The organism is Intestinimonas sp. RTP31139st1_F5_RTP31139_211217 (assembly GCF_040226735.1).
In the GTDB taxonomy this organism is placed as follows: Bacteria; Bacillota; Clostridia; order Oscillospirales; family Oscillospiraceae; genus Intestinimonas; species Intestinimonas butyriciproducens.
In genome coordinates, this window is record NZ_JBCOAQ010000035.1 from 1 (window position 1) to 25,257 (window position 25,257).

Genomic DNA, 25,257 nt, shown 5'->3' on the forward strand with positions numbered 1-25,257 from the left:
CATTCCGAACACGGCAGTTAAGCTCACTTGCGCCGAAAATACTTGCCTGGAGACGGGCCGGGAAGATAGGTAGTGCCGACACGGAAAAGCGGACAGAGAATTCTGTCCGCTTTTTTGCAGTTTTCAGGAGGGAGCATCGCCATGCAATATGACAATAGCTATAGGGCCACTTTCCTCAGCCGCCCCAACCGCTTTATCGCCAATGTGCTCCTGGACGGAAAGCCTGAGGTGGTTCATGTGAAGAACACAGGGCGCTGCCGGGAACTGCTGCTGCCGGGCGCCAATGTTTACCTGGAAAAGAGCGGGAACCCGGACCGGAAGACATGCTACGATCTGATTGCTGTGGAAAAGGGAGCGCGCCTCATCAATATGGACGCCCAGGCGCCCAATCGTGTCTTTGCCGAGTGGGTGGGCGCAGGCGGGTTTCAGGAGGGGCTGACTTTACTGCGCCCAGAGACTACTTGGGGGAATTCTAGATTTGATTTTTACTGGGAGGCATCAAATCGGAGGGGATTCGTGGAGGTCAAAGGAGTCACACTGGAAGAAGACGGCGCGGTGTACTTTCCGGACGCCCCGACGGCGCGGGGGGTCAAGCATGTGGAAGAGCTGTGCGCCTGTCTGGAGCAGGGTTATGAGGCGGCGCTCTTTTTGGTGGTCCAGATGGAGGGCGTCGCCTTTTGGGCCCCCAATGACCGGACCCATCCAGCCTTTGGCACGGCGGTGCGGCGTGCGGCGGAGCGAGGGGTACAAATTTTGGCCTGGGACTGCAAAGTGACGCCGGATTCGATAACGCTGCGGCGGCCGGTATCGGTCCGATTGCATGGGGTGCAGGAAAATTTATGTTAGAGTGCATAAAATGATATTTTATTTTGCAAGTATTTTATATTGTGTCCTGAAAATGAATTCTTGATATTGACAAGATGCAAATTCTTCGATAGACTTTTAGGCAATAAGCAAGGACGCTCGATCCGCCGAAGATGGCGGGCCGAGCGTCCTTCTGCTTTACCGGCGGATTGGTGTCGTCGGAGAATGAGGAGGAGTGAAAGATGTATTCGTCGGTCAACACAATCTGTGTAAGCGCGCACAATTTTCGCAAAAAACGCGCTTTCTTTGTCAAAGGTGCGACGGTTGCAACAAAATGCATAAATAAGAGCCGGACGATCCTAAAAAGGTCGTCCGGCTCTTCACTTTTGGTGTTGGCCTAAAGGCGCACGACAGTGCGTTTTCGCTCACATTCCTTGTCAAAAAGACGGGTGATTATCGGTCCAGGAACTCCTCGTCCTTCAGGGTATGCATCAGCTTGTCCCCTTCAAGGGCGGCTTGTGTAAAGCTGTTGTTTTTCCACCACGCAATCAGGGCGGCAATGACCGTCCAGGCCGTGGTGATGATGGTCTCCACCTGCTCGTCCTCGATGGGAAGCGGGGACACCCCCGCCATGCTCAGGCACTGATTAATCAGGGCCAGGAGCAGGATGATGGTCCGGGCAATGGTGCCCGCGCTGATCTTGTTGGTTGTCATGGTATGTACCTCTATTAAATCAAATTAAGCCGGTCCAGCACCACGGCCAGCTCCTGCCGGGTGGCCGGGTCTGTAGGCCGAGTGCCGTCCAGCACGCCCTTGCTCTTGGCCTTTCCCCAGGCCGCAACGGCCCAGTCGGCGGCGGGTGTGCCGACGATCTGGTCAGGCTTCTCCCTGCCGCACAGCGCCAGGAACGCCTCCCAGCCCCCCACGGTCTCCCGGATGGTCCTGGGGCAGTCCTTGCCGTTCCAGCGGTTGTGCTGCACCACGTAGTACAAAGGGATGCCGTACTCACCCATTAGTAGCCGCACCAGGGCGGCGGTGTTGCGCTTGGACGCCTCAAAGTCACCGCCCGCGTTGACACAGATCTCGACGCCAATGCTGGTGGTGTTACCGGGCCCGTCTGCGCCGTCCCCGGCGTGATAGGCCGTCTCACCGTCGGGCAGGTGCTGAACAATGGCGTGGTCGTCCACGGTATAGTGCCAACTCACCTGACCCGCCTCGGCGCTGTCGCTCTTCAGGTATGTCCCGTGGGCCGCCGCATCCGCCGTGGCGGCCTTGTTGCCCGTCTCGTGGATGGTGATGTACCTGCGGGAGTTGACCCCGCCGGGGCGGTTCTTGCGGCCCTTGGCGATGTAGTCCCGCTGTATGGTGATGCCGTTATCCGTGGTCCGGTCGGCCTCCTGGGAGACGGGGCGCAGGTATGCCGCATATACCCACCCCCGGTCCGTCCGGGCCCAACCGTCCCGGAGCTCCAGGACGGTCACCACTGCGCCGTGGCTGTACCCGCCCATCTTGGGGGCATTTTTGGCTGGGGCGCTGCGGATATTCAGCCCAACCTCTGCCGTCACGATATAGTTACCCACAGGCTTGTCCTCCTTCTGCGGCTCATCGCCGCGCTTATAAATCAGCAGCCACGACCGCACCAAGCGGTACTGGCTGGGTGTCAGTGCCTGGCCGGGTCCCAGGCATCCCCTGGAGCTCCACGACCCATCCCAGCGTAGGATGTGTACACACCCGGCCTGCCGCATGGCTGCTACGGCCTCTGCGGAAGTCATGCCCTGATCCTTGACGGAGATCAGGACCACCACCGTGTCGTCTGACCGGAGCCCGAGATAGGTCACACCGTTCCTGGCGAACGTGGAGGTGTTGTAGTCACGGCCGCCGATCACAGCCGGAGGAAGCGCCACCGCATAGTCATAGACGGCGTCCGCCTCGGTGCCGAGGGTCAAGCGGCCGTCCGCGTTGATGCAGATTCCATATTCATGGTAAGCCGGCTCATGCCCCCATTTCCCGGCAACCATAATGGCGCTCTGATGGTCAAATGCACTGATTCCTTGGGCAGGGACGGCTGAGAGCGCGAAGTAGGCCAGGTTCATGGCCGCCACGCAGTCCGGCCCAGCGGCGGTCATGATCTCCGGCCAATCTTTCAGCTTTGCGGTGTTGTCGAAGATCCGGAAGCGGTACTGGTCCTGCGGGAATACACCCAACTTGTACTTACTCATTCTCGTCGGGAGTCACCAGCTCGACCATCAGGCGGCACCGGAGATTGAGGCTCTTGTGCTCGTCGGTCCAGATCTCGCAGAGCTCCTTGTACTGATCCCGCATGGCCTGGAGCCAGTCGTTGAAGTCGTGGCTGAGACTCTGGCGTTCCTCGTCGGTGCAATCGTCCCAGAGGGCCTTGAGGGCCTTGTAGTCAGGAGTGTACTTGGGCCCCAGGGCATAGGAGCCGGCATGGACACCGTTGCCGGCGCGGATGTTGGCGGCAAGCATATCGGCTGCGACGCCGATGTCCTTGTCTTCGTGCTTTGCGATGCTGTAGCATACGGGGGTCAGTTCGTTCCAGTTGATCTTTTTCATGGTGTAATCCTCCTATAAAATCGCATTGTGTAGCGGGGTGTCTCCCCACCCTCCACTGCGTAGCGGAGCCAGTCAAGGATAACGATCATGGGCAGGGACAGCAGGCACCAGAGGGCCCAGAACTGCGGGCAGATCTGTCCCCAGAGGTTGCCGGGCAGGGCGGAGTAATCCCAGATTGCCATGCCAAGCCATATATTGAGCACAAGTCCAGCGGCCAGCTCGGCCGCGACGATAGCCGTACCGCAGATGAGCGCCTGAAGCCACAGGGGGCAGTCCCACGGCAGCTCCGCGCCGAAGCGCTCTAATGGGATGGCCAGCAGGATCGCCAGAGCCAGCATGGTCCAGGAGATGGTCTCCGGCCGGCCGCACAGCGTCTTAAAGACCACCTCCGCAAAGAAGTAAGTGGTCCCGGTCCAGGTCCACAGCAAGAGGCTCAAAACCGCCTTACGCATTGGATGCAGCCTCCAGGATGGCCGTCATGTTGGCGGCCAGATCATCCGGCAGTGCGGAGCCATATGTAATGGCAGCCACATCCTCCAATGTGTCGCAGCGACGGACCCAGGCGAACAGATGGTTGGCATAGGTCGTGTGGTAGAGCTTGTGGGCCGTGGCCGCCTCTCCCATGGCGATGATATCCGCTGCCGGATAGATGGCGCACAACTGCCCGTCCAGGTGGTAGGGGTATCCTGCGGCCCCCTTCTGGACCGCGCCCACGGCGGTGGTGAGGTTGATCTGATCCTCGTCCGTCAGGGCGATATGCCCGGATGTGCCGCTTGGGAGGGTCACGTCGCACCCGGCCACGATGGCGGAGTTGCAGGCGGCGGATAGCCCGGATAGTTTGGCGGACTTTGCGGTCTCCAGCGGGTCCGGTTCCGGGTGGCTGGCGATCCATGCGTCCAGGGCCTCCTGGGCCACCGTGTAGCCGGTCAGTGCCATATGGGCCGGCATCTCGTCGGTTTCCCCCACCTCGCTAAAGGTTGGGACGACAAAGCCCACGGCGGCATAAAAGGCTGCGAGGTCCAGACTATCTGGGACCAGGGCGTGCCCCTCCGGAATCGCATCGAACGCGCCCTCCTGGATGGGGGGCCACGCACCGCTCGGATTGGCTGTCATTCTGATGATCTTCATGGTAGGATACCTCCTGTATCTAACTTTGAAGGGAGCCGAAATCAATGATCTATGGGTATATCCGCGTGAGCAGCGACAAGCAGACGGTCGAGAACCAGAGGTTTGAGATCTCCCGTTTCTGCGACTCGAATGGGCTGACGATTGATGGCTGGATCGAGGAGACGATCTCCGGGACACGCAACTATGATAAACGGAAGCTGGGGGAGCTGCTGCGGAACATCAAAGCCGGGGACGCCATCATCTGCTCGGAGCTCTCCCGGCTGGGCCGCAGTCTCTACATGGTGATGGAGATCCTCGCACTGTGCATGGAGAAAGAGTGCCGGGTGTGGACCATCAAGGATAACTTCCGGCTGGGCGATGACATCCAGAGCAAAGTGCTGGCCTTTGCATTTGGCTTGTCCGCCGAGATCGAGCGCAATCTGATCTCCCAGCGGACCAAGGAGGCCCTGGCCCGGAAGAAGGCGGAGGGCGTCCATCTGGGCCGCCCAAAGGGCGCTCTGGGGAAGCATACCAAGCTCTCGGACAAAGAGGATGTGATCCGGTGCCTGCTGGACTGCGGGAATACCTATGCTGCCATTGCCCGCGCCCTGAAGGTAGACCGCTCCACATTGGTCCGGTTTTGCGATGCACGTGGGATAAAACGGCCTGTAAATTGCAGCAGCTTAGCGATATAGCTGATTGTGTGGCGGTTTACGATGGGGTTTCCTGCACGTTTTCTCATTTTGCTTGTCCGCGTCCATCGCTTACGACCGCATGGCGGTCACCAGGATAAGGTTCCCTTTTTCACCCACTCTTGTGATCGTGTCATGCTGGCGTGCAGCATCAAGTATGACGAACAGGTCGGTTGTCGGCATATTCGTCCGAGACGACCACGGCATGCGGATTACACAGAACACAAATTACGCATCCAGGATTCTATATGCAGCATGGGCCGAGACGTCTCTCTCCTGGTACTCTGTAGACGGTGAGGACGATCAGCTCAATTACGATGGTACAACCTACCACTACATTGCCCTCGGCTGATTATCCGATTGCCAGGTAGTTATAGACAGCCCCCTCCTCATTCATTTGGGCCGAGGCGCTGGGCTGATAGGACTGCGAGCAGTACCACTCCACCCCGGTCTCAGTCCAGATTGCGGTATTTTTTGCATTGCTGCTACTGCTCCCATTTGAAGAAATACTGTGAAATGTATTGCCAGCACCTCGCATCAGTACCATATGTCGGACGATGACCAGCTTAGGCGAAAAATTGAACCTTATCCGAGAATCGCATAGTAGTAGACGACACCGGAAATATTGCATTGATAGCTTATTCCGTCGTTGGGACGGCTCCCTTCATAGTTATAGTACCAAGTGAAGGTCTTACCATCCGCGCTTTTCTTCCCTCGTGTGCCCGAAGCATAATAGCTGCTCAGGCCAAGTCCCTGCTGGTATGCTGTTGTCAGCAGGACCGCGTTGACCAGACTGGCCCCATAGCTATACGCGCCCAGATCGGGGCCGTACACACCCTCCGTATTCTTATGCCCTAGCAACATGATCAACTTCGGCACAAAAGGGAACCTTAAGATGCCTTTAACTAAACGCAAAATAGTAATAAGTCGCACCTAAAGCATTTAGTTGATACCATTCCCTTGAAGTGTTGTACCATCTGACAGTGTTTCCGGACCAGCTCATTGCCTGCTCAAGGTTACTAGATATGCCCCCTGGATTGAAATACACTGTTCCGGTGGGTTTTCCCACGACCACATTACTGCCTTGTGCGCAATATTGGCTGCTCCCGGCACTTCCTATACTGACTATCCCCCAAAGTTTGGGCGAAAAAGGGAACCTTTAGCCGATGGCGGCGTAGTGGTATGTACCGCTTCTGTGGTTCAGTTGATACGATGGTCCGTAGGTACTGGAGGATTCCGTCGTGTACCAAGAGACTGTTTTGCCTACATCATCCCAAGATGCTTGTGGCACAGTTCCGGTCATTCCAACGGGGCCCTCATAGACGAAAGTTGCATATCCAAAGATATTTGTGCTGCTGCCGCAAACCACGGCAACTAACTTAGGCACAAAAGGGAACGTTAAACTGCACGGGTTATCGGCCCCATAGGTGCCTGTGCCAGTGTAGGAGCCGGTGGCGATCTTAGGGACGCCGCCGAGGAGCTGCATGTAATTGATGAGATTTTCGAGCGAGATCTTTTTCCCGGTTGCGGCAGAGGCATCCAGCAGTGCGAGAAAGTCTCCTGCGGCGGCCCCGGAATAGGCCAGCGCAGAAGAGCCATTGATGAGGGCGTAGAGCGCCTTGGCGGCGGTGGTCTGGCCTGTGCCGCCCTTGGTAAGCGGGACGGTGGGCAGCCTATCCGATGCAAAGGTCCCACTGTTGATGTCGCCCGCTGCGTGCTGGTGGGTCGCAGCCGCCGCCCCGATGGCCGCCGGGGTGACGGGGTCCGTGCCGTTGCTGCCGTGTGTGGAGGCGTGGAGGGCAGGCGTGAAAGAGGACGGCTTTCCAGTGATGGCGCTCCAGGCGTGACTATGGGTGGCCGCCGCGTAAATGGGGTCAAAATAGACCTTCAGCACAGCCTTGACTCGGCTCCACAGTACCCGCTTGGTCTTGCTGCCGTCCGCACTGTCCACCAGCGGGAGGCTGTCCCCATCCACCGGCGTATCCTTGGCCGCGTTGTCCTTCAGCAAGGGCTCGTAGTTCATCTCAGGGAGCTGGTCCGCCGGCACCTTCCCATCATCACCGAGGGCAGCGACGCCGCCAGGCGCCCCCTTGTCCGTAAAGGGGATATAGGCACCACTCTCAATGGTCAGGTCAATCTGGGTGTCACTGCCGATCCAGGTGACCAGGTCAATCTGCTTTTCAATGACCGCGCTGGAAGCGGCGGCCATGAGGTCGGCAGAAGAGCCGGCATTGGCGTAGGCATATAGGACCTCCTCGCTAAAGGAGCCGTCCGCGAGCTGCAGTTGAGCATACAGGCCCAACTCGCGGAAATAGAACGCCTCAGTAATGGAAGCGTTGGAGTATAGCCCCCCAATAATGACCTTTCCATCGTCGGAGGCTCGCTTCTTGTTGATAGACAGTTGGACCACCGGGGTCGCAACGGCGGCCATGGAGCGCGGTGTAGAGCCGGAAGGCATTGTGCCGGAACCCATGACAATCTTTGTCGGGACGAATAGCGCCCCAACCTGGCTCTCCGCCAGTAGGATCCTGCCCTTGTCTGTCACAGCGTTATTCGAAAAAACAGCCATAATCACTACTCACTTTCTGCGGCATCGCCGATGCCGTACTGTTCCGCACTCGTATCGTGTAGAGTCAGGCCCGCGTGGAGTTCGCAGCCGATGGGGATATAGAATATCACCTCACAGCCGATCCCCGCGGCTGCGATGCGCTTCACTACAGAAGTAGCGTTGCCGGACAGCGTCATATGCTCATGGGGCATCTCCGTTTCGTCCACAGTGATGCGGATCTTGGCGGGAAAAGCCTCTTCCAAATCGACCTGGGATGGATCTACGTTAAAGAGAACACTGATGGTCGTGATGATGGTATCCACATCTCCGCCCGCCAGCAAAGCGGTGACCTTCGTCTTGATCAGGAGGCGGTAGAGGCCGTCCGAAACTCCGTCTCTTGCAATGCCGAAATTGGCGCCGATCCGGTCCAGCGTAGCGCCGCGGGCGCTGTCGAGATCCCGCCAAAGGGCCACGGTCTGAAGGGCCTCCTCCACGCCGCTGAGCGCGGCGGCAAAGAGCTGAAAGAGCCGGCCAATATTGCTGTGCGGATCCTTGCTGTAGGCGCCGGGCAGCTTGTCCAGTATGTTCAGAAGGAGGCTCATCGTGAGATCACCACCTTGTCCGGGCTGGTGACGGCCTTTTGGAGTGCGGTGAGAACGATGTTGGCCTTCTGCCAGGCGGCGCCGTCAGTGCTGATTTCCAGGATGTAGTCCACCACGCCCTGGGTCTCGTTGATGGGACACATGAGGCGGTTGTAGTAGACGGTCTCGCCAATGGAGAGGCCGGAGGCGGCCAGGCTTGTGCCCTCGCTGCCGATGTAGTCCACAACCGCGGCTTTCAGGGTGTCGTCCCCCGGATAGGCGGCGTCCGTGACCAGCGAGGAGATCCTCACGTGGATGGGCACCGCAGTGGGGCGTGAGAACCGGATGGTGCGGAGCTTGCCGCTGGCATCCAGGAGCTGGGCGCTGGATGTGCCGCAGGTCTGGATGCCGGCGGCCTTGCGCGCATGGATGGCAGCGGCCACATTGGTGTCGGTCCCGCCGTAGACGATAGCCTGGATGCTGTGGGGCAGCAGACCCGCCTCGTCCATTTCATCGGTATCGTTCTCCCAGACCACGGCATTGACCACATCCTCGGTCTCCAGGAGCTGGGCCCGGATGGCGTCGGTGTTGCTGCCGCCCGCCTTATCCACACTGTTGTAATAGCGTTCCCGGAACTCCTGCCAGGTCTCGCGGGCACGCCCCCCTGCGGTGGCCTCGGGGTTGGTGACCGAGACAACGGCGGCCAGCGGCGTGACTACGGTGTCGATGGCGCCGGCGTCCACATTGCCCTCCGGCCCGGCCTCGTATGCCTGGATAGGCACAGAGACCGTCCCGCCCTCCCCGATGACCGCGTCCTCCAGGGTGACAAAGCGCTGGTTGTTCCGGGCCTGGACGAGGAAGCCGGCATAGACGGAGGCGCCGGCCTCCCCTGTGATCTGGAGCATGCCGGCGGCCTTCTGTGCCGCCAGGAGGCGGATACCGATAAATGCGCCCAGGCGGGCCAGGCTGATCCCGGTAGCGGTGTCCACAAAGCCGCTGTTGTAGACCTGCTCCGCCAGCTGCCAGAGCATCCCGGCGAACCAGGCGAAGATACGCAGGAAGATCCCCAGGGGGCTGCGCACGGATAGGTTGACGGAGCTGCCGAAGAGCTCCTTGGCCTTGACCTCCAGTGCATCCAGAAGCTCCGTGTAGGACGGACGCAGGAAGCCGGCCTCTGTCAGGCCCCAATTCTCATTCACGCACTCACCTCCAGGCTGATTTCTGTGCCGTCTGCCAGCCGCCCGGTAAAAGCGGCGGAGAGCCGGCGGCCCTGCCTGGATACCTCCAGGCGGTCGATATACTGCACACTGGTCTCCTGAAAGATGGCCGCCCGCAGGACGCCCTCGGGATCTCCGGTCCCGTCCCCGATGATCTGGTCATAATCCGTTCCGTGCCCTGTATCCAGGAACCACTCGCCCTTGAATGTTTCCAGGGTCAGGCGGACACATTGCGCCACCGTCTCGGCGCCGGATACCATCACCAGGGCGTCGTCTGCCAGCACCAGGTCGTGGGAGCCTGGGTCGATTTTCAGTGTAATATTGTCCATGTTTACGTCCTCTTTCAGCCTGACAGGCCGTCATCTCCATCCGGGCTATCCGTGCGTTTATGTGTAGTCAATTCACCGCGGATATCCACGTCTCCGTGAATGGCGATCCCCGTTTTTGAAACCGCCAGATACACGCTTCCGGCGGCCAGTACCAGGGCGTCCCCCGGCAGCCCCTGGGGTGCCCTGCCTGCGGGGCAGACGCCGCCGAGGAAGAGGCTGTCCTCCGGCGCGTGGTTGCGCCGGGTGTTGGGCTCCGCCTCCCGGCCGGTCTGCAGGGCGGCGTCGGAATCGAAGTCCGCCACGATCACCCAGCCAACGTCGCCCCGCTTGTACCAGGGCCGGATGACATAGTCCCCGGCGCACAGGCAGGCGATGTGCAGGCCCAGGATGGGTGCGGCGCTGGCGTAGCTGCCGTCGATGGCCTCCTTCACCAAGGGCTGTACATCCACTGTCATGGTGTCCGGGTAGAAGGCCAGGACCTGGACCGGCATGGAGACCCGGACCGCCTCCCGGTCCTTCTCGCTCTGTGCCGCGCGCAGGTCAGATCGTTTGCTCGTCCACATTATGCGGGTCTCACCTCCAGCGTGGTTTTCCAGCTTCCAGTCCGGCTGCCCTCATGGACGCCGGAGACCACCAGGAAGGCCCCATTGGTCTGGGCATCCTGAATGGTGATCCGGTCGGCCACGCCAATGTGGTAGTTGAGCAGGCAGGCGCGCTTCAGGGTGCCGTCGGCCTCCTCCTGGGCAATACGGGTCTTGGAGGCGGCTGAGGTCTGCGTGTTGACAGTCTGGCTCTCAGAACTGGAGGAATCCTTCAGGAGCCCGGTCTGGGGCGTGAGCAGATAGCCGGTCACGATACCCTCATCGGGCGGGTTGATGATGAGTTGGCCACAGCGGATCACCAGGCGGGACCGGCAGTCGCTGCAGACGATGCTGGTGAGCACATCCTTCAGCTTGCCGCGGCAGACACGGCAGCCGGGATAGAGCTTGTTGACCGCCAGCTTTACCAGTGAGACCTCCACGCCGAAGATGTTCAGCAGATCGTCGATGATGTCCGCAGCATACATGCCGGCCTTGTAGGTCTTGTTGACCCAGGAGCCCAGCCACTCCTCCAAACTGTCCGCGGCGGTGATCCTGGTGATAACGTCCAGGCCGTCCAGGGAGTGGGCGTACTCCGCGACGGCACCCACGAAGATGCAGCCCACATCGCCCCGGTAGCCGGCGGAGAGGATCACCGGGTCCCCCTTCTTCAGGGCGGCGCGGGTAGAAGGGGCCAGGTTGCGGATCTCCAGCTGGGCGGTGGATACCTTGGCCCGGTCCTCAAACTGGACCTTGAAGGAGAAGTTCAGGCCGTCCAGGGTGTACTTGTTCTTGTTCAGAATGAGGACGGCCTGCCGCATCCAAAGCTGCATCACGCATCACCTCCCGGCCGGTCGAAGAGATACAGCCGCACCTGTGTGCCGAAGTTGTCATAGGTGATCTCTTCGATCTCATCCCCGGTAAGGCACAGGGGGCAGAGTACCGGCAGAGGGTAACGCTCATCGTTGAAGGCCTCAAAGAGCGGCTTGCCGCAGCGCAGCACCTCGCCATAGACCAGCGGGGCACTGCTGCCGCCGCTGACCGTCTCCAGGTCCACGGTGAAGAAATCCCCCACCTCGTTGTAGCGGAAGGTCATCCGGTAGGTGCGGTCAATGAGCTTAATCAATAACGAACATGGCACACGTTCCCTGTCAATGTCGATGAACTCCACTTCCTGTCCGGACTCAATCAGCTTCATGGCTCATCCCCCCTTTTGATACCCGGCATAGCTGGGGTTGATCCTGCCGTTGGCCACGGATGTGTTGACGCCGGAGGCAGAGAAGGACGCCACATAGGCGGCGTATTCGCTGGAGGTGGTCATCAGGCCGTTCTGCGTGGCGGATCTGGCAGACTTGGCCGCCTCTGCGCTCCGGGCAGCGCCGCTGTCCTGCCGGCTCATGTTGGGAGCCCTGAGATCCACGAAGGCGGCGGAGGTAATGGTGATCTGCTGGAAGGCGATGGTAAAGCCATAGCCGCCCAGGTTGTCCTTGCTCCGGGTCCGTTTGAGGCTGGTGATCAGCAGGTTGTCGAAGGCCTCTGCGCCCCGGTAGGTGAGCAGCTCCCGGCCGCGCCACATGGCTTCCAGAGCGGCATACTCCGCGGGGCTGGCCACCACGCCGGTAATGGTGAATTTAATGGGGTCGAGGACGGCGTGGTCTGTGATCTTGCCGCCGCCCTCGATGGGGCTGCTGGTAACCTGGCTGGACATCGTGGGGCTCTCGTCGGTGACGGTGGCCGTCTTTTCAAATACCACCGTGCCGGTGCTGCCGATCAGCATGTAAGACATTGCGTTGCCCTCCTCTCCTTACAGCAGGGATGCCTGCAGGGCCTCCACACTGCTGTCCTCGTCCTGCAGCTGCTCAAATATCCTCCGCGCGATCTCCATGATACGCTCCTCCAGATTCTGCAGCTGTTCCTCCGAGGGGTTCCCGGAGAGCTGGATGTTGAATTGAGGGGCGAAGGTGATGGATTTGGAGTGGCGGGAGGCGTTGATGAGGTTGTCGGTCTGATCTGCGGGGATGATCTGAGTGCCGCCGGGCAGGATCGCCAGCTCTCCGCCCTCCTCATTGATGCGGGTCAGGCCGCCCTCGAAGTTACTGGTGCCCCGCGCGTGGCCGGGGATGCGGGCGTTGGTGACACCTGTGGTGCCTATGGTAATGGTCCCCACGTCATTGGCCGCCGTTTTCAGGCGCCGCAGCTCCGCGATGGTGGAGCTGACAGCGCCGGCTGCCGCGTTGGACATCCGGGTCCAGGCGCTCTCCGCCTGCTCCGCCATGGCCCCATAGGTATCCGTGGCGTTGGTCCCGATCTCCTGGAGGCCGGTGTTGGCGGTCTCCCTGGCGGCGGCCCAGCTCTCCCCGGCCACGATGGGCGTGGTGTCCATGGCGGACCGGATGGTGCTGGTGTAAGCGGAAGTGTCCGGGATCTCCACCTTCGGCATCTCAATAGCACCTAGGTCCGGGATGGAGGAGGCCACGCTGTTGGTGCTCTCCGCCAGATCCTCCATGCCGCCGGTGGCCTCCTTGGCTCCGCCGAAGAGCTTGTCGAAGAAGTTGACCACGGCGCCCACGCCGTCGGCCACCCAGCCGATCAGGGTGCCCACCACATTGGCGATGCCGGAGAGCAGGTCCCCGATGACCTGCAGGACCGGCGCGATCAGCTGCAGGATGGGGGCGATCAGCCCCAGCAGTTGGGCCACGGGCGGCAGGATCGCCTGCGCGATGGTGGAGATGACGGGCATGAGCGGCGCCAGGATGTCGTTGCAGATCACCGTGAGGATCTGCGTGATGGGCGGCAGCAGGGTGCCCGCCAGCAGGGAGAGAAGGGACGCCAGGGGCGGCAGGAGGGTGGAAAGGAAGGTCCCGACCACTGGGATCAGGGGCCCTGCCACCTGGAAGACCAGGCCCAGAGCGTCACAGAACACCGGCAGCAGGTCGCTGCCCAGCTGTACCAGGATGGGCACGGCCTCAGACAGCCCGCCCGCCAGCAGGTCCACCAGCTGCATGAGTATGGGCTCAATGGTGGGCCACGACTCGATGATGGTATTGAACAGCGTGGTCAGGACGGGTGTGAACTTCGCGCCTGCGCTGGCCAGGAAGTCGGCCCAGATCCCCTTGACTCCCTTCAGGCTGTTGGTATAGGACCCAGCGGTCCGGGTCACGTCCTGCTGGGCGTCGGAGGTCTGGGCCAGGATGGCGTTGAAGCGGACCTGTACCTTGGTGGCCTCATCCAGATCGTTGAAGGTCCCCTGGATCCCCATGCCCAGCATGGACTGCTTCAGGGCGGCCTCGTTGAGGACGATGCCCATGGTCTTCAGGCCCTCGGTCTCGCCCATGAGGCCGGAGCGCAGCTTGCCGAAGGCGTCTTCGTCCGCCAGGTTGTTGAAGCTGGCCAGGTCGTAGGAGAGGCTGGTCATCATCTCGGACATTTGGGCGGCCTGTTCCGCTCCCATGCCGATGCCGGTGAAGATGGCGCCGGAGTCCGCCAGGAAGCCCTTGACCTCGTTCTTGCTCCGGTGCGCCGCGGAGGCAAAATTCTCCGCCCACGTTTCCGTGGAAACAGCCGCGTCCTTGAATACCGTGTTGAACTTGGAGGAGGTCTCCTCCGCGGAGGCCGCCGCGTCGATGGCTGCGCCGCAGAAGTCCTTGACCGCGCCGGCGGCCTTTTTGATCACCGCAACAGTGGCGGCGACCACGGCCAGCTTTTTCAGGCTGTCCACCAGGCTGTCGCCCGCACCGGCTCCCTTTTTACCCATCTTCTCCAGGTCATCCCCGGTCTTCCCGGCTTCTGTGCCCAGACCTTCCGTTTCTCTCTGCGCGTCCAGCAGGGCGCTGCTCAGGGTGGCCTTGATGGTCTGGATGGGATGCCGGAAGGCGCTTCCCATATCCTTGGCCACACTCCTGGTGGCTGCCCCCATACCCTTGACCTTGCTCTGGACGCTGGAGAAGGCTGCTCCGATCCCGGTACGTAAGGTTTTGGCCAGGCTGTCGCCGGACTTGATGCTCTCCAGCATGGCGCTGCGCACGCTGCTCCCCATCTTCGTGCCCGCGCCGGATACCGAGTGGAAGGCGGAGGATGCGTGCGTACCGATGTCCGAGAGGCTGGTGCCGATCTGCTCCAGCTCCTCCGCCGTCCGTTCCGCCTCCTCCTGGACCTGCTTCTGCTTTTCGTTGAGCTGGTCCAGGGGCGCAGTATCCGTACCGAACCGCACCCCGAAGGATAAACTGCGCTGGTCCGCCATAGATACCCCCCCTTACTTTTTGTTCTGCAGTTCCTTCAGGTGCTTGACAAACAGCTCCTTGGCGGCCACGCATTCGTAATACTCGGCCAGATCCATGGCGGCCAGCGCCTCATAGGTCAGACCGTCGCCGTCAAAGAGCAGGAACCAGAACTGCTTATTTTGCTGTGCCCGGCGCTGTGCCTGCGCCGGATCGCTTTCCCGGGCGAAGAAACCGTTCGATCTCCCGGATCAGCAGCTCCGGGGTCTCGATGTCCTCCGCCTCCTCAAAGGCCTTCAGGCCCTTGGCGGTCACCGCAGCCGGGCTGACCACCACATTTTTGAAGAGAATGTCCATGTACCGGGCTGTGTCCCGGGTCCCGCTGCCGGTCATACCGCAGCGGTCGTTCTGCTCAAAATACCACTGGGGGGAAACGCTCTGCAGTTCATAGTCCACACCCAGAACGTTCACTGTCTCGTGTCTCGCCATCTTGGATCGAAACCACCTTTCCGGAATGTTGGGAGGGCATGTGAGCATGCCCTCCCGGTCGTATTTTGGTAATGTGCCCCGCATCTGCGGCGGCACGTGCCGGCGTCCCACGCCTTACTCCCGGAACTCCATCACCGGCACGTGGATGGAGACCTCGATGCCGGCGGCGTCATTCCCGCCTTCGAACTTGGGCACCTTCAGGACCCGGCAGTCTGTATGGGAGATGATAAAGCCGCCTTCCTCGTTGGCGTTGCGGAGTGTTACCGCCACCTGCTTGCGCTGCTGGGCCAGCCGGCGCATCCGGGACAGGGATGCAGACGTGGAGAAGAGGGAGAACTTAATGGTGCCGGAGCGGTCCGCATTGCAGACATATACCGTGTCACCCTGGATGCCGGTTTTGGGCGTCACATCGTCCCCGGTACGCTCGGCGCTGATGCTGCTTCCGTCCGCGTAGCCGGTGATGACGCTCCCGTCCACCAGCAGGGTGATCTTTTCAGGATCGAATACCATAGTCAGATACCTCCTTTATCAGCTTGCGGAGCCGGTCAGGGACACGGTGAGCACGCCGGTGACCTTTACGCCGTGGACGCCGCCCCGCAGAGTGGCCTCCCAGGGGATGGGCGGCATGATCCGGTTCCGGGCCTGCTCTTCCGTGGCGTCCGCCCGCCTGGGGATGGTCACGGTATATGCGCCGCTCCCGTCCTGCTTCAGGATGACGCCGTTTGCCACGGCCTCATCCAGCGCCGCGATTACCTGTTCGGCCACCATAGTGAAGCCCTGGTCATCGTAGCCCACGTGCTCTGTGTCCACGAACAGGTTGACCAGTCGGGTGCGCATGGTCTCCTTGATCTGCCAGCGACTGATCACCGTGTCGATGAAGTCGCCGTCCGTACAGACGCCCTCGCTCATGTACGCCCGGCCATGATTGGAGATGTAGATGTTGCAGCGGCCCTCCAGCAGCTCCTGCAGGTCTACGCCCTTCTCGTCTGTGGCAGGAATGCCATAGAGTTCCTTCCACTTCCAGGTGACTGAGGCAGGATAGTTGGGCGCCACCCGCCCGACCCAGGCCGCGGGGATATGGGAGTTGGCAGCGTCGTGGTTGTAGCAGACCACGGTCTGCCGGTTCCCCTTCAGGGCGGTTGTGACAGCCGCCTTGTCCGCCGTTTGGACGATCAGCAGCTTCTCCGCCTCCACCTGCCCGGCCTCCAGCTGGGCTAGGGAGAGCACGGTGCCGCTGCACCATGCGGACAATGCGGAGATCATGGCGGTATTCGCAACGGTAGGCAGCAGGAAGTACCACTCGTCCTGGGTCTCCCGCAGGGTATCCAGGGCGGCGGTGACTGCGGAGGGCTGGGCGTCCGAGGCTACGCCATACACGGCCACCTTTTTGATCCGGCCAGGACAGCTCTCCAGCTTGACCTGATCGAACAGGGCCCTGGCCGCCAGCGCCGTCAAGGAACTGGACGCAGGGAAATCCACCGCGACGGCTTCTGCGCTGCTGTACTCCTTATAGGCGGACTCGCCTTCGAAGGAGAGGATCAGGGGCAGCAGTGTGGGTTTCTCTTGGGCGGCGGTGTCCAGGCTGATATAAACAACGATGTCTTGCAAGTCTCATTCCTCCTTATGGTAGGTAACGGGCACCGGCCGGATGGCCGGGGCGGCACGGACGTCTTCACGCTCATAACGCAGCAGTACATCAAAGCCATAGCGCCGGTCCGTCTCATCCACACCGAAGGCGCTTCGGCTCTGGGTGTTCTCCACCCGGATCACTACCACGCCCTGGGCGGCCAGGCTGCGCTGCCCGGCGAACAGGAAGAAGCCCTGGGCCCTGTCCGCCAGCTCCAGCGCTTCATCGTCCCCACTGATGCGATGCCCGTCCGGTCCGTCCCGGTCCAGGCTGCAGGCGGTGAAGCTGAAGGACGCCTGGGCCTCCTCGCTGCGCCGCTGAGTAAATGCGTCGGCGCCGGGCTCGCCCTCGTTGAAGAGGTTGGCCGGGCCGGGGATATGCTGCTGGATACTCTGATAGTAGAGGTAGGGGTACTCTGCCTCCGGCATGACCTGATCGGACAGAACCACCTTTGGCCCGCCCAGGTAGGCGTACAGCTCCTGTACCAGCAGGTTGCGCAGCTCCTTCTGTGTCATTTTGGCGCCGCCTCCCCCTTACGCTCCACTACAAACCGGCGCAGGGGATGGATGGCGCCGTGGTCCAGGTCGCCGGTCACCGTGTAGGTGACGCCGCTCTCCGGGTCGTACACCCGGCTGCCGACGCCCAGGGCGTGGCCGTTGGTATAGATCTTACGGCTGTTCCGGGTGAAGGTCCCTTGGGGCGCCTGCTGCCAGTCGTCTTCGGATACGACCAGTACAACGCCCTGAAAGGGGATCCGCTCCGGCTCGCTGCGCACCCACTGGCCGCCATGGTCCGGATCGTAGCGCCCGGGTCCCGCCCGCAGTTCGACCAGCTCGTGCAGGATGCCCCGGGGCAGCATGGGTTTTCCAAAGGTCCTCATAGTCCAGTCACCTCATATGTGATACTGTCCCGCAGCCGCCCGGTCTGTACCAGGGGCGTGGTCTTCCCCGGCGCGCTGGCCAGGGTAATATTGCCCTTGGCCGGCTGCACCGTGCGCATGTACTTCTTGATCATGGCCACGGCCGCCGTGCCGATGTTGTGGCACGCCTGCTCTGCCGTCAGCTCCCCCAGCACCACCCGGCGGACCGCGTTCTCGCAGGCCTTTGCCAGAAGGTCCTTGTTCCCGTCGTACCCGGCCCGGATGAAGGACCGCTCCGGGATGGTCACGGAAGGCAGCAGCAGGTACAGAAACTCCAGACCGGTCTTCCCCTTGTCCCGGACCAGGAAGCGGTCCTCGCCGTTATCATAGGTCCACAGGTCGTTAAAGTCCCGGGGGCTGCGCCCCCTCGCTCTGGGGGAGAGGGGGATGGCCAGGTTCTTTGCGTTTCTGGGGTGGATAGTGGCGCCAAACTCATGGACGGCGGCGATCTTCAGCAGCTCGCCGCCCGCGCTGCTCAGGATACCCACATGGATCTCCGCCTGGGCCAGCTGAGCCAGCTCTGCCTTTGTCCGCTCATACCAGGGCGTCCAGTCGTCCCGCTCTACTGTAACGTGCCTCATACCCACACCCGCTTATACTGGTTGATGATCTCCTGCCAGGAGGATGGGGTGTCCTCGGACCACTCCCAGCGCACGTCCGAGATGGAGAAGGCCTTCAGGCCGGCAGAGCCGCCGGTTTCCAGCTTCCCGAAGGCGTACTGGACCATCTCCTGGACCAGCCCCTCCAGATCCGCCGGCAGGTCCGCCGGCTCCTCCTCCGTGGCCTCCCATGGCAGGATATAGCCCGCGGTGTATTTCACCTCAATATTCCGGCTCCCGGCCACAGGGTCGCCGGTGAGCCCCTGGGGATAGCCGTAGTAGGTCCAGCCGTCATCCTTGCAGATCACCCCGGCGCGGCCCTGCGTGGCGATATCATACAGGCCGGGGTCGATCTCCTCCCCGGCCTGCTTGATAGATGCCACGCGCACGATAGGGTAGTGCTCCACCAGGAGGTACTGGCTGCCTGTGCCCTTCAGCCGCTCCACGTAGTCGCTCCGACGCAGCTTCCGCCCCAGGGCCCGCTCAACGGAGGCGGACGCCTGGTTGATCAGCTGGATCAGCATGCCGTCAGAGCCGGTGTCCTCATCCGACAGGCCCAGCGCCGCCTTCAGTGCCGGCAGCGTGGTCAGGGCATTGGTCCGCAGCGTGGCCGTGCCCATGCCTTATTCCTCCACAGGCATCCGGGCGGGATCACCCAGCACCAGGGCGTAGGTGGCTGCGGCACTGCCGCCCGGCGTTACGGTCACCTTGATGTACTGCTTGCAGCCCACCAGGTCCAGCTCCACCGCCACCAGCTCGTTTTGACCGACGGCGATGCTGCTGAGATCCCGGCCCATGGCCACACGTTCATCCGCCACTGCCGTAAAGGAGCCGCCCGCTGTGTCGCACTCGGTGACGGCCACAGCCAGCGTTCCGGCCGCGCTTGCACCTGCGGCGAGGACAGCCGACAGATACCCCTTGCGGTCTACGGCTTTGCCGCTGGTATAGGGCATGGCCTTGATGCTTCCATACAGGTTTCGTTTCATAGCTTCGCTTGCCTCGCTTTCTCATATCCGGCCCTTACGCGCCGGTCTTCAGGCCCTTGCCAATGACGAAGGACTCTTCATGCCGCACGCCGAAGTCATGCAGGTCGATGATCCGCAGGATGGTGCAGTCCTGATCCACCGCGCTGACCGTCTCGCCGTTCTCATCGGTGATGGTGCCCTCGCGGAACATCTCGCTCTCCATGCTGCCCTGGCGCCCGATCATAAATTCGCTCCAATTGCCCAGCACAATGTCCGTGGGCCGGCCGGAGGCGGCACTCACCGGGATCTGGTTGCTCACCGCAAATTCATGCCCGTTCAGCTTGCCGGCGTCCATCTGATCCCGGTAGAGATACAGACCGGACGCCGCCTGTACCACATTGTAGAAGGCCTCCCAGGCAAAGCCATTGATGGCCCAGCCCAGTTTGCTGGTGTCTGCGTTGTTCTGCAGGAGCTTTGCCAGCAGCTTGCCCGTGGTCCCTTCATTCGGGGCCGCGTTCAGTTCCACCGTGGGGATGTCCATGTTGAACAGGCCCATGGGCTCAAACTCCGTGCCCTTCCCCAGAAAGGCCGCACGGTCCATGGCCAGGGCCATGGCGGTAGTGGCGTCGTTCAGGATCGTCTGATCTGCGCCGTAGGCGTTGGACCGGATCAGGTCGTTGCTGATGATCACCTTGCACATCAGCTTCTTGCTGGACAGCCGCACATTGCCGAACTTCGCCTTGGACGCCTTGGCCTTGCGCAGCTCGCCCACATAGGACGCGCTGACGCCGCTGGTCATCTTGGGCAGGTTCAGGTTGCCCCGGTCCATGGGCAGGGTGGAGGCGCCCAGCTTCAGCACGATGGCCTTATCCCGCAGCAGGGGGATGATCTCGCTGGCGTACACCTCCGGCACCAGATAGCCGCCGTCCGTTGGGCTGGTGACGCTCATCGCTTTGATCTGCTTTTCCAGGAAGGCGTCTCCATACTCCTTCCGGGCGATGTGGGCGGCGTGGTCATAGTCCTTGTTGGCCCGCATCATGCACTTCTGATACCGGACCCAGCCGATGCCGGCGGGCAGGGTGGACTTCTCCTCCTTGGGCGCGCCCCCCGCATTTAGGTAGATCTCCGCATACTTGCGCTGTACAGCGGCCAGCTGGGCGGCGCTCTTAACCTCCTTGACGTCCTTCTCGCCGGCGGCCTTGGTCTCGTCCGCCCTGCAGTCCTCCTTCGTCTCGTCCACGGGAGGCGTCTCCTCCTTGATCTCGTCCTCCTCCGGCGTCATGGCCTTCAGGGCCTTTACGGCGCCGGCCTCGGCCGCCTGCTCCAGCAGGGCCTGCAGCTGCTCCTGGGTCAGGCCGGTCTCGGTGGTCTGCTCCTTGGTCTCCTTGCTCTTGGTGTCTTTCGGTTCCATAGGTTTTTTGCCTCCTTTATAGCTTTCGATCCGCGCCTCAGTGTTGGCGGGATAGTTCACGATGCTGATCTCCAGCAGATCCAGCTTTGTCAGATGCCGGACCTGCTGCTCGTCAATGTAATACTCCAGGGCGATATAGCCGATGGACATCTGGTCCAGCACCCCGTCACGGATGAGCTGCCGGTAGTCCCGGCCTGCGGTGGTGTCGCTGATCTGGCCCTTCACATACAGGCCGATGCTATCCTCCCGCAGCTCCAGGGTCCGGCCCAGGGGCTCCTTCCTGTCCTCATGCTGCCCGAAAATGAGCACCCCGGCGGAAGCGGCGCCGGTGGCCAGTGTCTCGGCAAACGCGCCGGGCTCCACCACGTCGCCGTCCAGATCCACCACGTTGAACACGGAGGCGTGGCCGGTGAAGATGCCCTGGTCGTCCACGCCTTCCATCTTGAATTGCAGGTATTTCATCCTGTCGCCTCCTCAAAATCACCCGGCAGCAGGTCGCACCGGCAATTACAGACCTCGGACGGGTCTGCCCCAGGCTCTCCCGGATACAGCAGCCCGTTGGAAAACCGCTCATAGATGGGGATGGTCTTGGGGTAGATGTTCCGGTGGCTGTCCCGCACATCCGAGTCCCCGGCGTCCATCCAGGTCTTCGTCCGCACGCCGCCGTATTTCATCTGCTCAAAGCTCCCGGCCTGCAGGCTTGTGTGGGCCTCGCTCAGCGCGATGGACGCCGCACGCTCCGCCTGGACCTTGGGCATATGCTCCTGCACCCGCTTGACCAACTGGGCCGTGCTCTCGCCCGCCTCCAGGCCGTCTGCCAGGGAGGAAGCCAGCTTGTCCCGGGTGGTGGCGTTGATCCCCTTCACCCGTTCCAGACCATACTGCCGCAGGTAATCCGTCAGCCGCGGGGCCTGCAACGCCTTGATCCCAAAGGCCTCCTCCATGGACCTGGCCCCCGCCTGGAAGGCTTCCTCCCACACGGGATTCAGCACAGCCGCCAGCGCCTCGTCCTGGGCGTTCCAGTCGATCAGCTGCTCCAGCGCCTCCTTTGCAAGACGCCGGGCCGCCTCGATGTCAAAGGTCAGGCCCAGGCCGGACTGGATGCGCTGCCGGAAGTCCTCCCGGCTGTCCTTGTGCCCACGCCTCATGGCCGCCACGACCTCCGCCGTCTGTCCATCAAAGAACCGCTGGAGGCTCTGCCTGGCCGCACGTTCCTGCACAGCCAGCAGCTGCGCCCGTTCCCGGCGCGCCAGCTGCATCCTGCGCCGGCTGTTTCCCTTTATGCCGGGCAGAGGCTCCTGCTCCGGCGCGGCGCCGTCCCCGATGATCTGTTCCGCCTTGGTGCGGTCAAAGGGGAACGCGGCCGTAATGATCTCAATGGCGGATTCCCGGTCCAGCTCACCCAGCGAGACGCTGCGGGCGATCTGCACCAGGCTGGTCACCTGCGCGCCGTTCAGCGCGATGTCCTTTGCCGCCGCCAGCTGCTCCGTCTCCTCGGCCTGCGGTCCAGCCGGCGTTTCCGGCGCCGTGCCGGGCGGCGCTGCCTCCGATACCGCAGAGGCGGGCGTTTCCGTTTCGCCGGCACTTATGCGCGCGCTTTCTGTCAATTCCTCCGGCCTCGTCGGCAGGGAGGCATACGGCACGAACAGCACCTGGCCCGCACCATTCGGCAGCGGGTCGAACCCGTTCTGCTCCCGCCACTCGTCCACCAGAATCGCGCTGCCGCTCAGGCCCGCGTTGGACATCTGAAGCCGGAACTCTGTATCCTCCGGCACGATGTCGTCATACTCCCACAGAAGATCCTCGCCCCAGAAAGGGAGAAGCTGGGCGTTGATGGCGTCCTGCCGCGCCAGCAGCCGGGGTGTCAGCACGTTCTCCGCGTAGATGATCTTTGCCTGGGTGGCCGTGGCACGGTTGCTGTTCTCCACGATGCCCAGGATCTCCGGCGGCACCCCGAAGTGGGCGTTCACCGCATCCCGCAGGTCCTTCCGGCTCTCCGTGAAGTCCATCTCTCGCTGGCTGTCCACCAGCTTGTTCACCGTCACGTCACGGGGGATGATCCCCATTTTGTGGCTGTTTCCCACACCACGGTGCCGGTCGTTCCACGCCGCGGTGAAGCGGTCGTATTCGTCCTTTGTGATGCCCGGCGCGGACATCAGTACAGGCGGCGTGGCGTCGTTGAAGAAGAACTTCTTGGCCCACTTCGCCATATACTCGTCTGTCTCGATCTCGTCCGCCACCGGCTCTGCGTCACCCAGCCCGCGTCCATAGGGGTCCAGGGGGTTCAGCTGCCGCACGATAAACATATCCGCTACCGGCACCAACCTCTGAAGGCCGTCCCGGCTGCGGATGGTGTAATAGGGGAAATCCAGCCGGGGGATGTCCGCCACCCAGTGGGGTGGGATGGGCCACAGCTCCGCAGGGTACCCGGCCGCATCCCGTTCAATAACCGCCTGCCCTTCGCCCTTGATCATCAGGTACGTCTCGTGCAGCTTCCAGAAGGCGCTGCGCGTCATGTACGGCAGGGGATTGGGCCGGGCCATGAAGTTCAGGAACGGGTGGTCCGTGATCTCATCCTTGTCCCCATTGGCTTTTACCCGGAACAGCTTTCCGGACACGTTGGAAAGATCTGTGGAGATCTTCGTCACCGGGGACAGCCGTGGGCTTTTGCCATAGGCCTCCAGAAACTCCTGGCTGTTCCGGTCCGGCGGGCTGGTCCACCGGGAGGCAAAGAACCGCGCCATCCCCTCCGGCCTGCCGCTCACCGCCGCCTTGATCGCCGCTATTCTCCAGCCCATAGGCTGTCCCTCCTCTCTCGGGCAGACCGTTCCGCCCTATACCCACCAGATGTCAAGCGTACCCCTCCCTTCGCGCTCCTGGATCGTCTCGGCAATCCCCGTCGTGGCGTCCGGGGCGTCGTCATGCTTGTTTTTACCCGTCTTCTGATAACTGATCATAGCCGCGTAATACTTCGGCCACCGCCGGGTCCAGCCCTCTGGAAACAGCAGGTGCTGCATCACGAAGGTGGCCCCTGTCATGATCCGGGCGTGCTTGTTGGCCCCCTGGTGGAACCACTCCACGTTCACGCTCCGGGTTTGGTAGATCTCCCACAGCAGCCGCTCCACGTTCCGGGCAAAGCCCCGGCCGCCGTTGTTGCTCTCGATCCGGGCTGTCGCCACATGGTTGGACGCCAGCTGCTCCGCCGTCTTCGGCTCGGTCTGCTCCATGGGGGCGTCCGTCATCAGCACATCCAGGATGTACCCCTCGCCCTCATACACGCCGGCCACAATGGACACCAGGTCGTCCGCGCCGGTGTCCGCCGTGTCCGTGTAGCTGATGATCTCGCCAAATGCCGGCTGCCCCGCCTCGTCCCGGGGGATGTCCGTATAGGTGCGGAAGCTGGTGTACAGCTTCCCCTTGATGTCCACCGGCTCCTGCTGGTAGTTGGCGTCCGCGATCTCCGCACTGGTCAGCCGCCGCTTCTTCTGATAGCTTTTGAAAGACAGAAGGGCAGGGCAGAGCATGGTCCCCCGGCTCTCGTCCAGGCAGGCCCGCCGGCAGAACACAAACCAGTCGTCTCCGTCCTCGCTCTCCAGCAGACGGCCGCACAGGTCCTTCGTGCTCCACCGGGTCATGACAAGGATCTGCATCCCGCCCTCCTCGATACGGGAGAGGAAGGTGTCCGTGTACCAGCTCCACTGCTCATCCAGCACCCGGTCGTTGAAGGCCTCCTGGTCGTTCTTGATGGGGTCGTCAATGATGCCCATGGAGCAGCCGATGCCGGTGATGGTGCCGCCGAAGCCTGTGGCCAGGTAGTTGAAGAATTGCCCCTCCAGGCTCCACAGCTGCGCCGCCGCGTCCCCCTGCTTGACCCGTGTGCTGGGAAACACATCGTGAAAGATGGGCACCTTGCTGTCCAGCTTGTCCGCGTCGATCCCGTCCCGCACATTCCGGGCGAACCGCCCGGCCAGGATATCGTTGTACGACACAGAGATCACCCGCGTCTCGTTCCGCCTCCCCATACACCACTGCACGAACAGTGTCAGGGTATAGGACTTCCCGTGCCGGGGCGGCAGGTTGATCATCAGGTTCCGGTATGCCTCGCCAGTCTTGGGATTGATCAGCCGCCCCTCGAAGATGCCCTGCAGGGTGTCACACAGGTCCCGCTGGTAGGGCCGGTCATCCCGGTAGAACTTCGGGTTCATCAGTTTGCAGTATTCGTAGAAGGTCGTCTGGGCGGCCAGGATGCGGCCGTCCACGATGCCCTCCGGATTGAGCAGTTCCTTCAGCTCCGTCAGATCCCGCATGGCCGCGCCTCCTCTCTTGGGCCTGTGGGCCGCTCTAAACGCGTTGTGACGCGTTAAACGCTCTGATGGCGGGAAAGGACACGTCCGGCCCCTCGGGGCCCGCCTGGGCGTTCTCCCGCCTTTCTTCCTTGCATCACCATGCCCCGGTACGATCACGCACCGGGGCATGGCAACGAAAGGAGGTGCCGGGCCCGTGGAGTGGTCCCCACGAATGGGCTGGCCCGGGTATTGTCATTGAGTATGCTTCGCCACCACCGACCTTCCGGGCGGTGCTGCATGCCGGGGCTATGTCC

28 protein-coding genes are annotated in these 25,257 nt (G+C 62.0%); 2 read left to right on the forward strand and 26 right to left on the reverse strand.

Annotated elements, in window-relative coordinates:
• Positions 1 to 141 precede the first annotated feature (141 nt).
• A complete protein-coding gene (sfsA, locus tag ABUA09_RS15165) occupies positions 142 to 846 on the forward strand; it encodes a DNA/RNA nuclease SfsA (protein ID WP_058117077.1) in 705 nt (234 codons plus the stop codon).
• Between the two features lie 411 nt (positions 847 to 1,257).
• Here the strand turns inward: sfsA and ABUA09_RS15170 are convergent, their stop codons facing one another.
• From ABUA09_RS15170 to ABUA09_RS15190, 5 genes are read right to left on the reverse strand one after another with little or no spacing between them, the layout of a single operon-like run.
• Positions 1,258 to 1,518, reverse strand: a complete 261-nt coding sequence (locus ABUA09_RS15170; protein ID WP_279202921.1) for a phage holin — start codon at positions 1,516 to 1,518, stop codon at positions 1,258 to 1,260.
• 14 nt (positions 1,519 to 1,532) lie between these two features.
• Positions 1,533 to 3,023, reverse strand: a complete 1,491-nt coding sequence (locus ABUA09_RS15175) for an N-acetylmuramoyl-L-alanine amidase (protein ID WP_349949493.1) — start codon at positions 3,021 to 3,023, stop codon at positions 1,533 to 1,535.
• A complete protein-coding gene (locus ABUA09_RS15180) occupies positions 3,016 to 3,378 on the reverse strand; it encodes a hypothetical protein (RefSeq protein WP_349949494.1) in 363 nt (120 codons plus the stop codon). Before ABUA09_RS15180 ends, ABUA09_RS15175 begins: the two co-directional genes overlap by 8 nt.
• Entirely contained in the window at positions 3,375 to 3,830 is a 456-nt protein-coding gene (locus tag ABUA09_RS15185) for a putative ABC transporter permease (protein ID WP_050616987.1), read from the reverse strand. The genes ABUA09_RS15180 and ABUA09_RS15185 overlap by 4 nt, the downstream gene beginning before the upstream one ends.
• A complete protein-coding gene (locus ABUA09_RS15190) occupies positions 3,823 to 4,506 on the reverse strand; it encodes a DUF4376 domain-containing protein (protein ID WP_349949495.1) in 684 nt (227 codons plus the stop codon). The genes ABUA09_RS15185 and ABUA09_RS15190 overlap by 8 nt, the downstream gene beginning before the upstream one ends.
• A gap of 44 nt (positions 4,507 to 4,550) precedes the next feature.
• Between ABUA09_RS15190 and ABUA09_RS15195 the strand changes: the two genes are divergently transcribed.
• Positions 4,551 to 5,180, forward strand: a complete 630-nt coding sequence (locus ABUA09_RS15195; RefSeq protein ID WP_050616985.1) for a master DNA invertase Mpi family serine-type recombinase — start codon at positions 4,551 to 4,553, stop codon at positions 5,178 to 5,180.
• 582 nt (positions 5,181 to 5,762) lie between these two features.
• Here the strand turns inward: ABUA09_RS15195 and ABUA09_RS15200 are convergent.
• From ABUA09_RS15200 to terL, 21 genes are all read right to left on the reverse strand, one after another.
• Positions 5,763 to 6,056 (reverse strand): hypothetical protein, encoded by a 294-nt coding sequence (locus ABUA09_RS15200; protein WP_349949496.1) that lies wholly within the window; start codon positions 6,054 to 6,056, stop codon positions 5,763 to 5,765.
• Positions 6,057 to 6,336: 280 nt separating this feature from the next.
• Positions 6,337 to 7,746, reverse strand: coding sequence for a hypothetical protein (locus ABUA09_RS15205; RefSeq protein WP_349949497.1), 1,410 nt, complete (start codon positions 7,744 to 7,746; stop codon positions 6,337 to 6,339).
• A 5-nt stretch (positions 7,747 to 7,751) separates the two neighbouring features.
• Entirely contained in the window at positions 7,752 to 8,327 is a 576-nt protein-coding gene (locus tag ABUA09_RS15210; protein WP_279202893.1) for a hypothetical protein, read from the reverse strand.
• Complete coding sequence (locus ABUA09_RS15215; protein ID WP_349949498.1) at positions 8,324 to 9,505, reverse strand: baseplate J/gp47 family protein; 1,182 nt, start codon at positions 9,503 to 9,505, stop codon at positions 8,324 to 8,326. The genes ABUA09_RS15210 and ABUA09_RS15215 overlap by 4 nt, the downstream gene beginning before the upstream one ends.
• A complete protein-coding gene (locus ABUA09_RS15220; protein ID WP_279202890.1) occupies positions 9,502 to 9,852 on the reverse strand; it encodes a contractile injection system sheath initiator in 351 nt (116 codons plus the stop codon). The genes ABUA09_RS15215 and ABUA09_RS15220 overlap by 4 nt, the downstream gene beginning before the upstream one ends.
• 14 nt (positions 9,853 to 9,866) lie before the next feature.
• A complete protein-coding gene (locus ABUA09_RS15225; protein ID WP_349949499.1) occupies positions 9,867 to 10,415 on the reverse strand; it encodes a Gp138 family membrane-puncturing spike protein in 549 nt (182 codons plus the stop codon).
• A complete protein-coding gene (locus ABUA09_RS15230; RefSeq protein ID WP_279202886.1) occupies positions 10,415 to 11,263 on the reverse strand; it encodes a phage protein in 849 nt (282 codons plus the stop codon). Before ABUA09_RS15230 ends, ABUA09_RS15225 begins: the two co-directional genes overlap by 1 nt.
• Positions 11,263 to 11,628, reverse strand: coding sequence for a phage baseplate plug family protein (locus tag ABUA09_RS15235; RefSeq protein WP_279202884.1), 366 nt, complete (start codon positions 11,626 to 11,628; stop codon positions 11,263 to 11,265). The genes ABUA09_RS15230 and ABUA09_RS15235 overlap by 1 nt, the downstream gene beginning before the upstream one ends.
• A 3-nt stretch (positions 11,629 to 11,631) precedes the next feature.
• Complete coding sequence (locus tag ABUA09_RS15240; RefSeq protein WP_279202883.1) at positions 11,632 to 12,216, reverse strand: phage baseplate protein; 585 nt, start codon at positions 12,214 to 12,216, stop codon at positions 11,632 to 11,634.
• A gap of 18 nt (positions 12,217 to 12,234) precedes the next feature.
• Entirely contained in the window at positions 12,235 to 14,670 is a 2,436-nt protein-coding gene (locus ABUA09_RS15245) for a phage tail tape measure protein (protein ID WP_279202882.1), read from the reverse strand.
• Between the two features lie 154 nt (positions 14,671 to 14,824).
• Positions 14,825 to 15,136: a hypothetical protein gene (locus tag ABUA09_RS15250; protein WP_279202880.1), complete on the reverse strand. Its 312-nt coding sequence runs from the start codon at positions 15,134 to 15,136 to the stop codon at positions 14,825 to 14,827.
• Between the two features lie 114 nt (positions 15,137 to 15,250).
• Positions 15,251 to 15,646, reverse strand: coding sequence for a phage structural protein (locus tag ABUA09_RS15255; protein ID WP_279202877.1), 396 nt, complete (start codon positions 15,644 to 15,646; stop codon positions 15,251 to 15,253).
• Positions 15,647 to 15,664: 18 nt separating this feature from the next.
• The gene (locus ABUA09_RS15260; RefSeq protein ID WP_349949500.1) at positions 15,665 to 16,744 is read right to left on the reverse strand and encodes a DUF3383 family protein; all 1,080 of its coding nucleotides are present in this window, start codon (positions 16,742 to 16,744) and stop codon (positions 15,665 to 15,667) included.
• Positions 16,745 to 16,747: 3 nt separating this feature from the next.
• Positions 16,748 to 17,278, reverse strand: a complete 531-nt coding sequence (locus ABUA09_RS15265; protein WP_279202875.1) for a phage neck terminator protein — start codon at positions 17,276 to 17,278, stop codon at positions 16,748 to 16,750.
• Positions 17,275 to 17,643 carry a hypothetical protein gene (locus tag ABUA09_RS15270; protein WP_279202874.1) on the reverse strand — a complete coding sequence of 123 codons (369 nt, stop codon included), beginning with the start codon at positions 17,641 to 17,643 and terminating at the stop codon, positions 17,275 to 17,277. The genes ABUA09_RS15265 and ABUA09_RS15270 overlap by 4 nt, the downstream gene beginning before the upstream one ends.
• On the reverse strand, positions 17,640 to 18,263 hold the full coding sequence (locus ABUA09_RS15275; RefSeq protein ID WP_279202873.1) for a hypothetical protein: 624 nt from the start codon (positions 18,261 to 18,263) through the stop codon (positions 17,640 to 17,642). Before ABUA09_RS15275 ends, ABUA09_RS15270 begins: the two co-directional genes overlap by 4 nt.
• Complete coding sequence (locus ABUA09_RS15280; protein ID WP_279202871.1) at positions 18,260 to 18,901, reverse strand: head-tail connector protein; 642 nt, start codon at positions 18,899 to 18,901, stop codon at positions 18,260 to 18,262. Before ABUA09_RS15280 ends, ABUA09_RS15275 begins: the two co-directional genes overlap by 4 nt.
• A gap of 3 nt (positions 18,902 to 18,904) precedes the next feature.
• The gene (locus ABUA09_RS15285) at positions 18,905 to 19,267 is read right to left on the reverse strand and encodes a hypothetical protein (RefSeq protein ID WP_279202870.1); all 363 of its coding nucleotides are present in this window, start codon (positions 19,265 to 19,267) and stop codon (positions 18,905 to 18,907) included.
• Positions 19,268 to 19,301: 34 nt separating this feature from the next.
• Entirely contained in the window at positions 19,302 to 21,119 is a 1,818-nt protein-coding gene (locus ABUA09_RS15290) for a phage major capsid protein (protein ID WP_349949501.1), read from the reverse strand.
• On the reverse strand, positions 21,116 to 23,455 hold the full coding sequence (locus ABUA09_RS15295) for a phage portal protein (protein ID WP_349949502.1): 2,340 nt from the start codon (positions 23,453 to 23,455) through the stop codon (positions 21,116 to 21,118). Before ABUA09_RS15295 ends, ABUA09_RS15290 begins: the two co-directional genes overlap by 4 nt.
• A 36-nt stretch (positions 23,456 to 23,491) precedes the next feature.
• The gene (gene terL / locus ABUA09_RS15300) at positions 23,492 to 24,964 is read right to left on the reverse strand and encodes a phage terminase large subunit (protein ID WP_349949503.1); all 1,473 of its coding nucleotides are present in this window, start codon (positions 24,962 to 24,964) and stop codon (positions 23,492 to 23,494) included.
• Positions 24,965 to 25,257 lie beyond the last annotated feature (293 nt).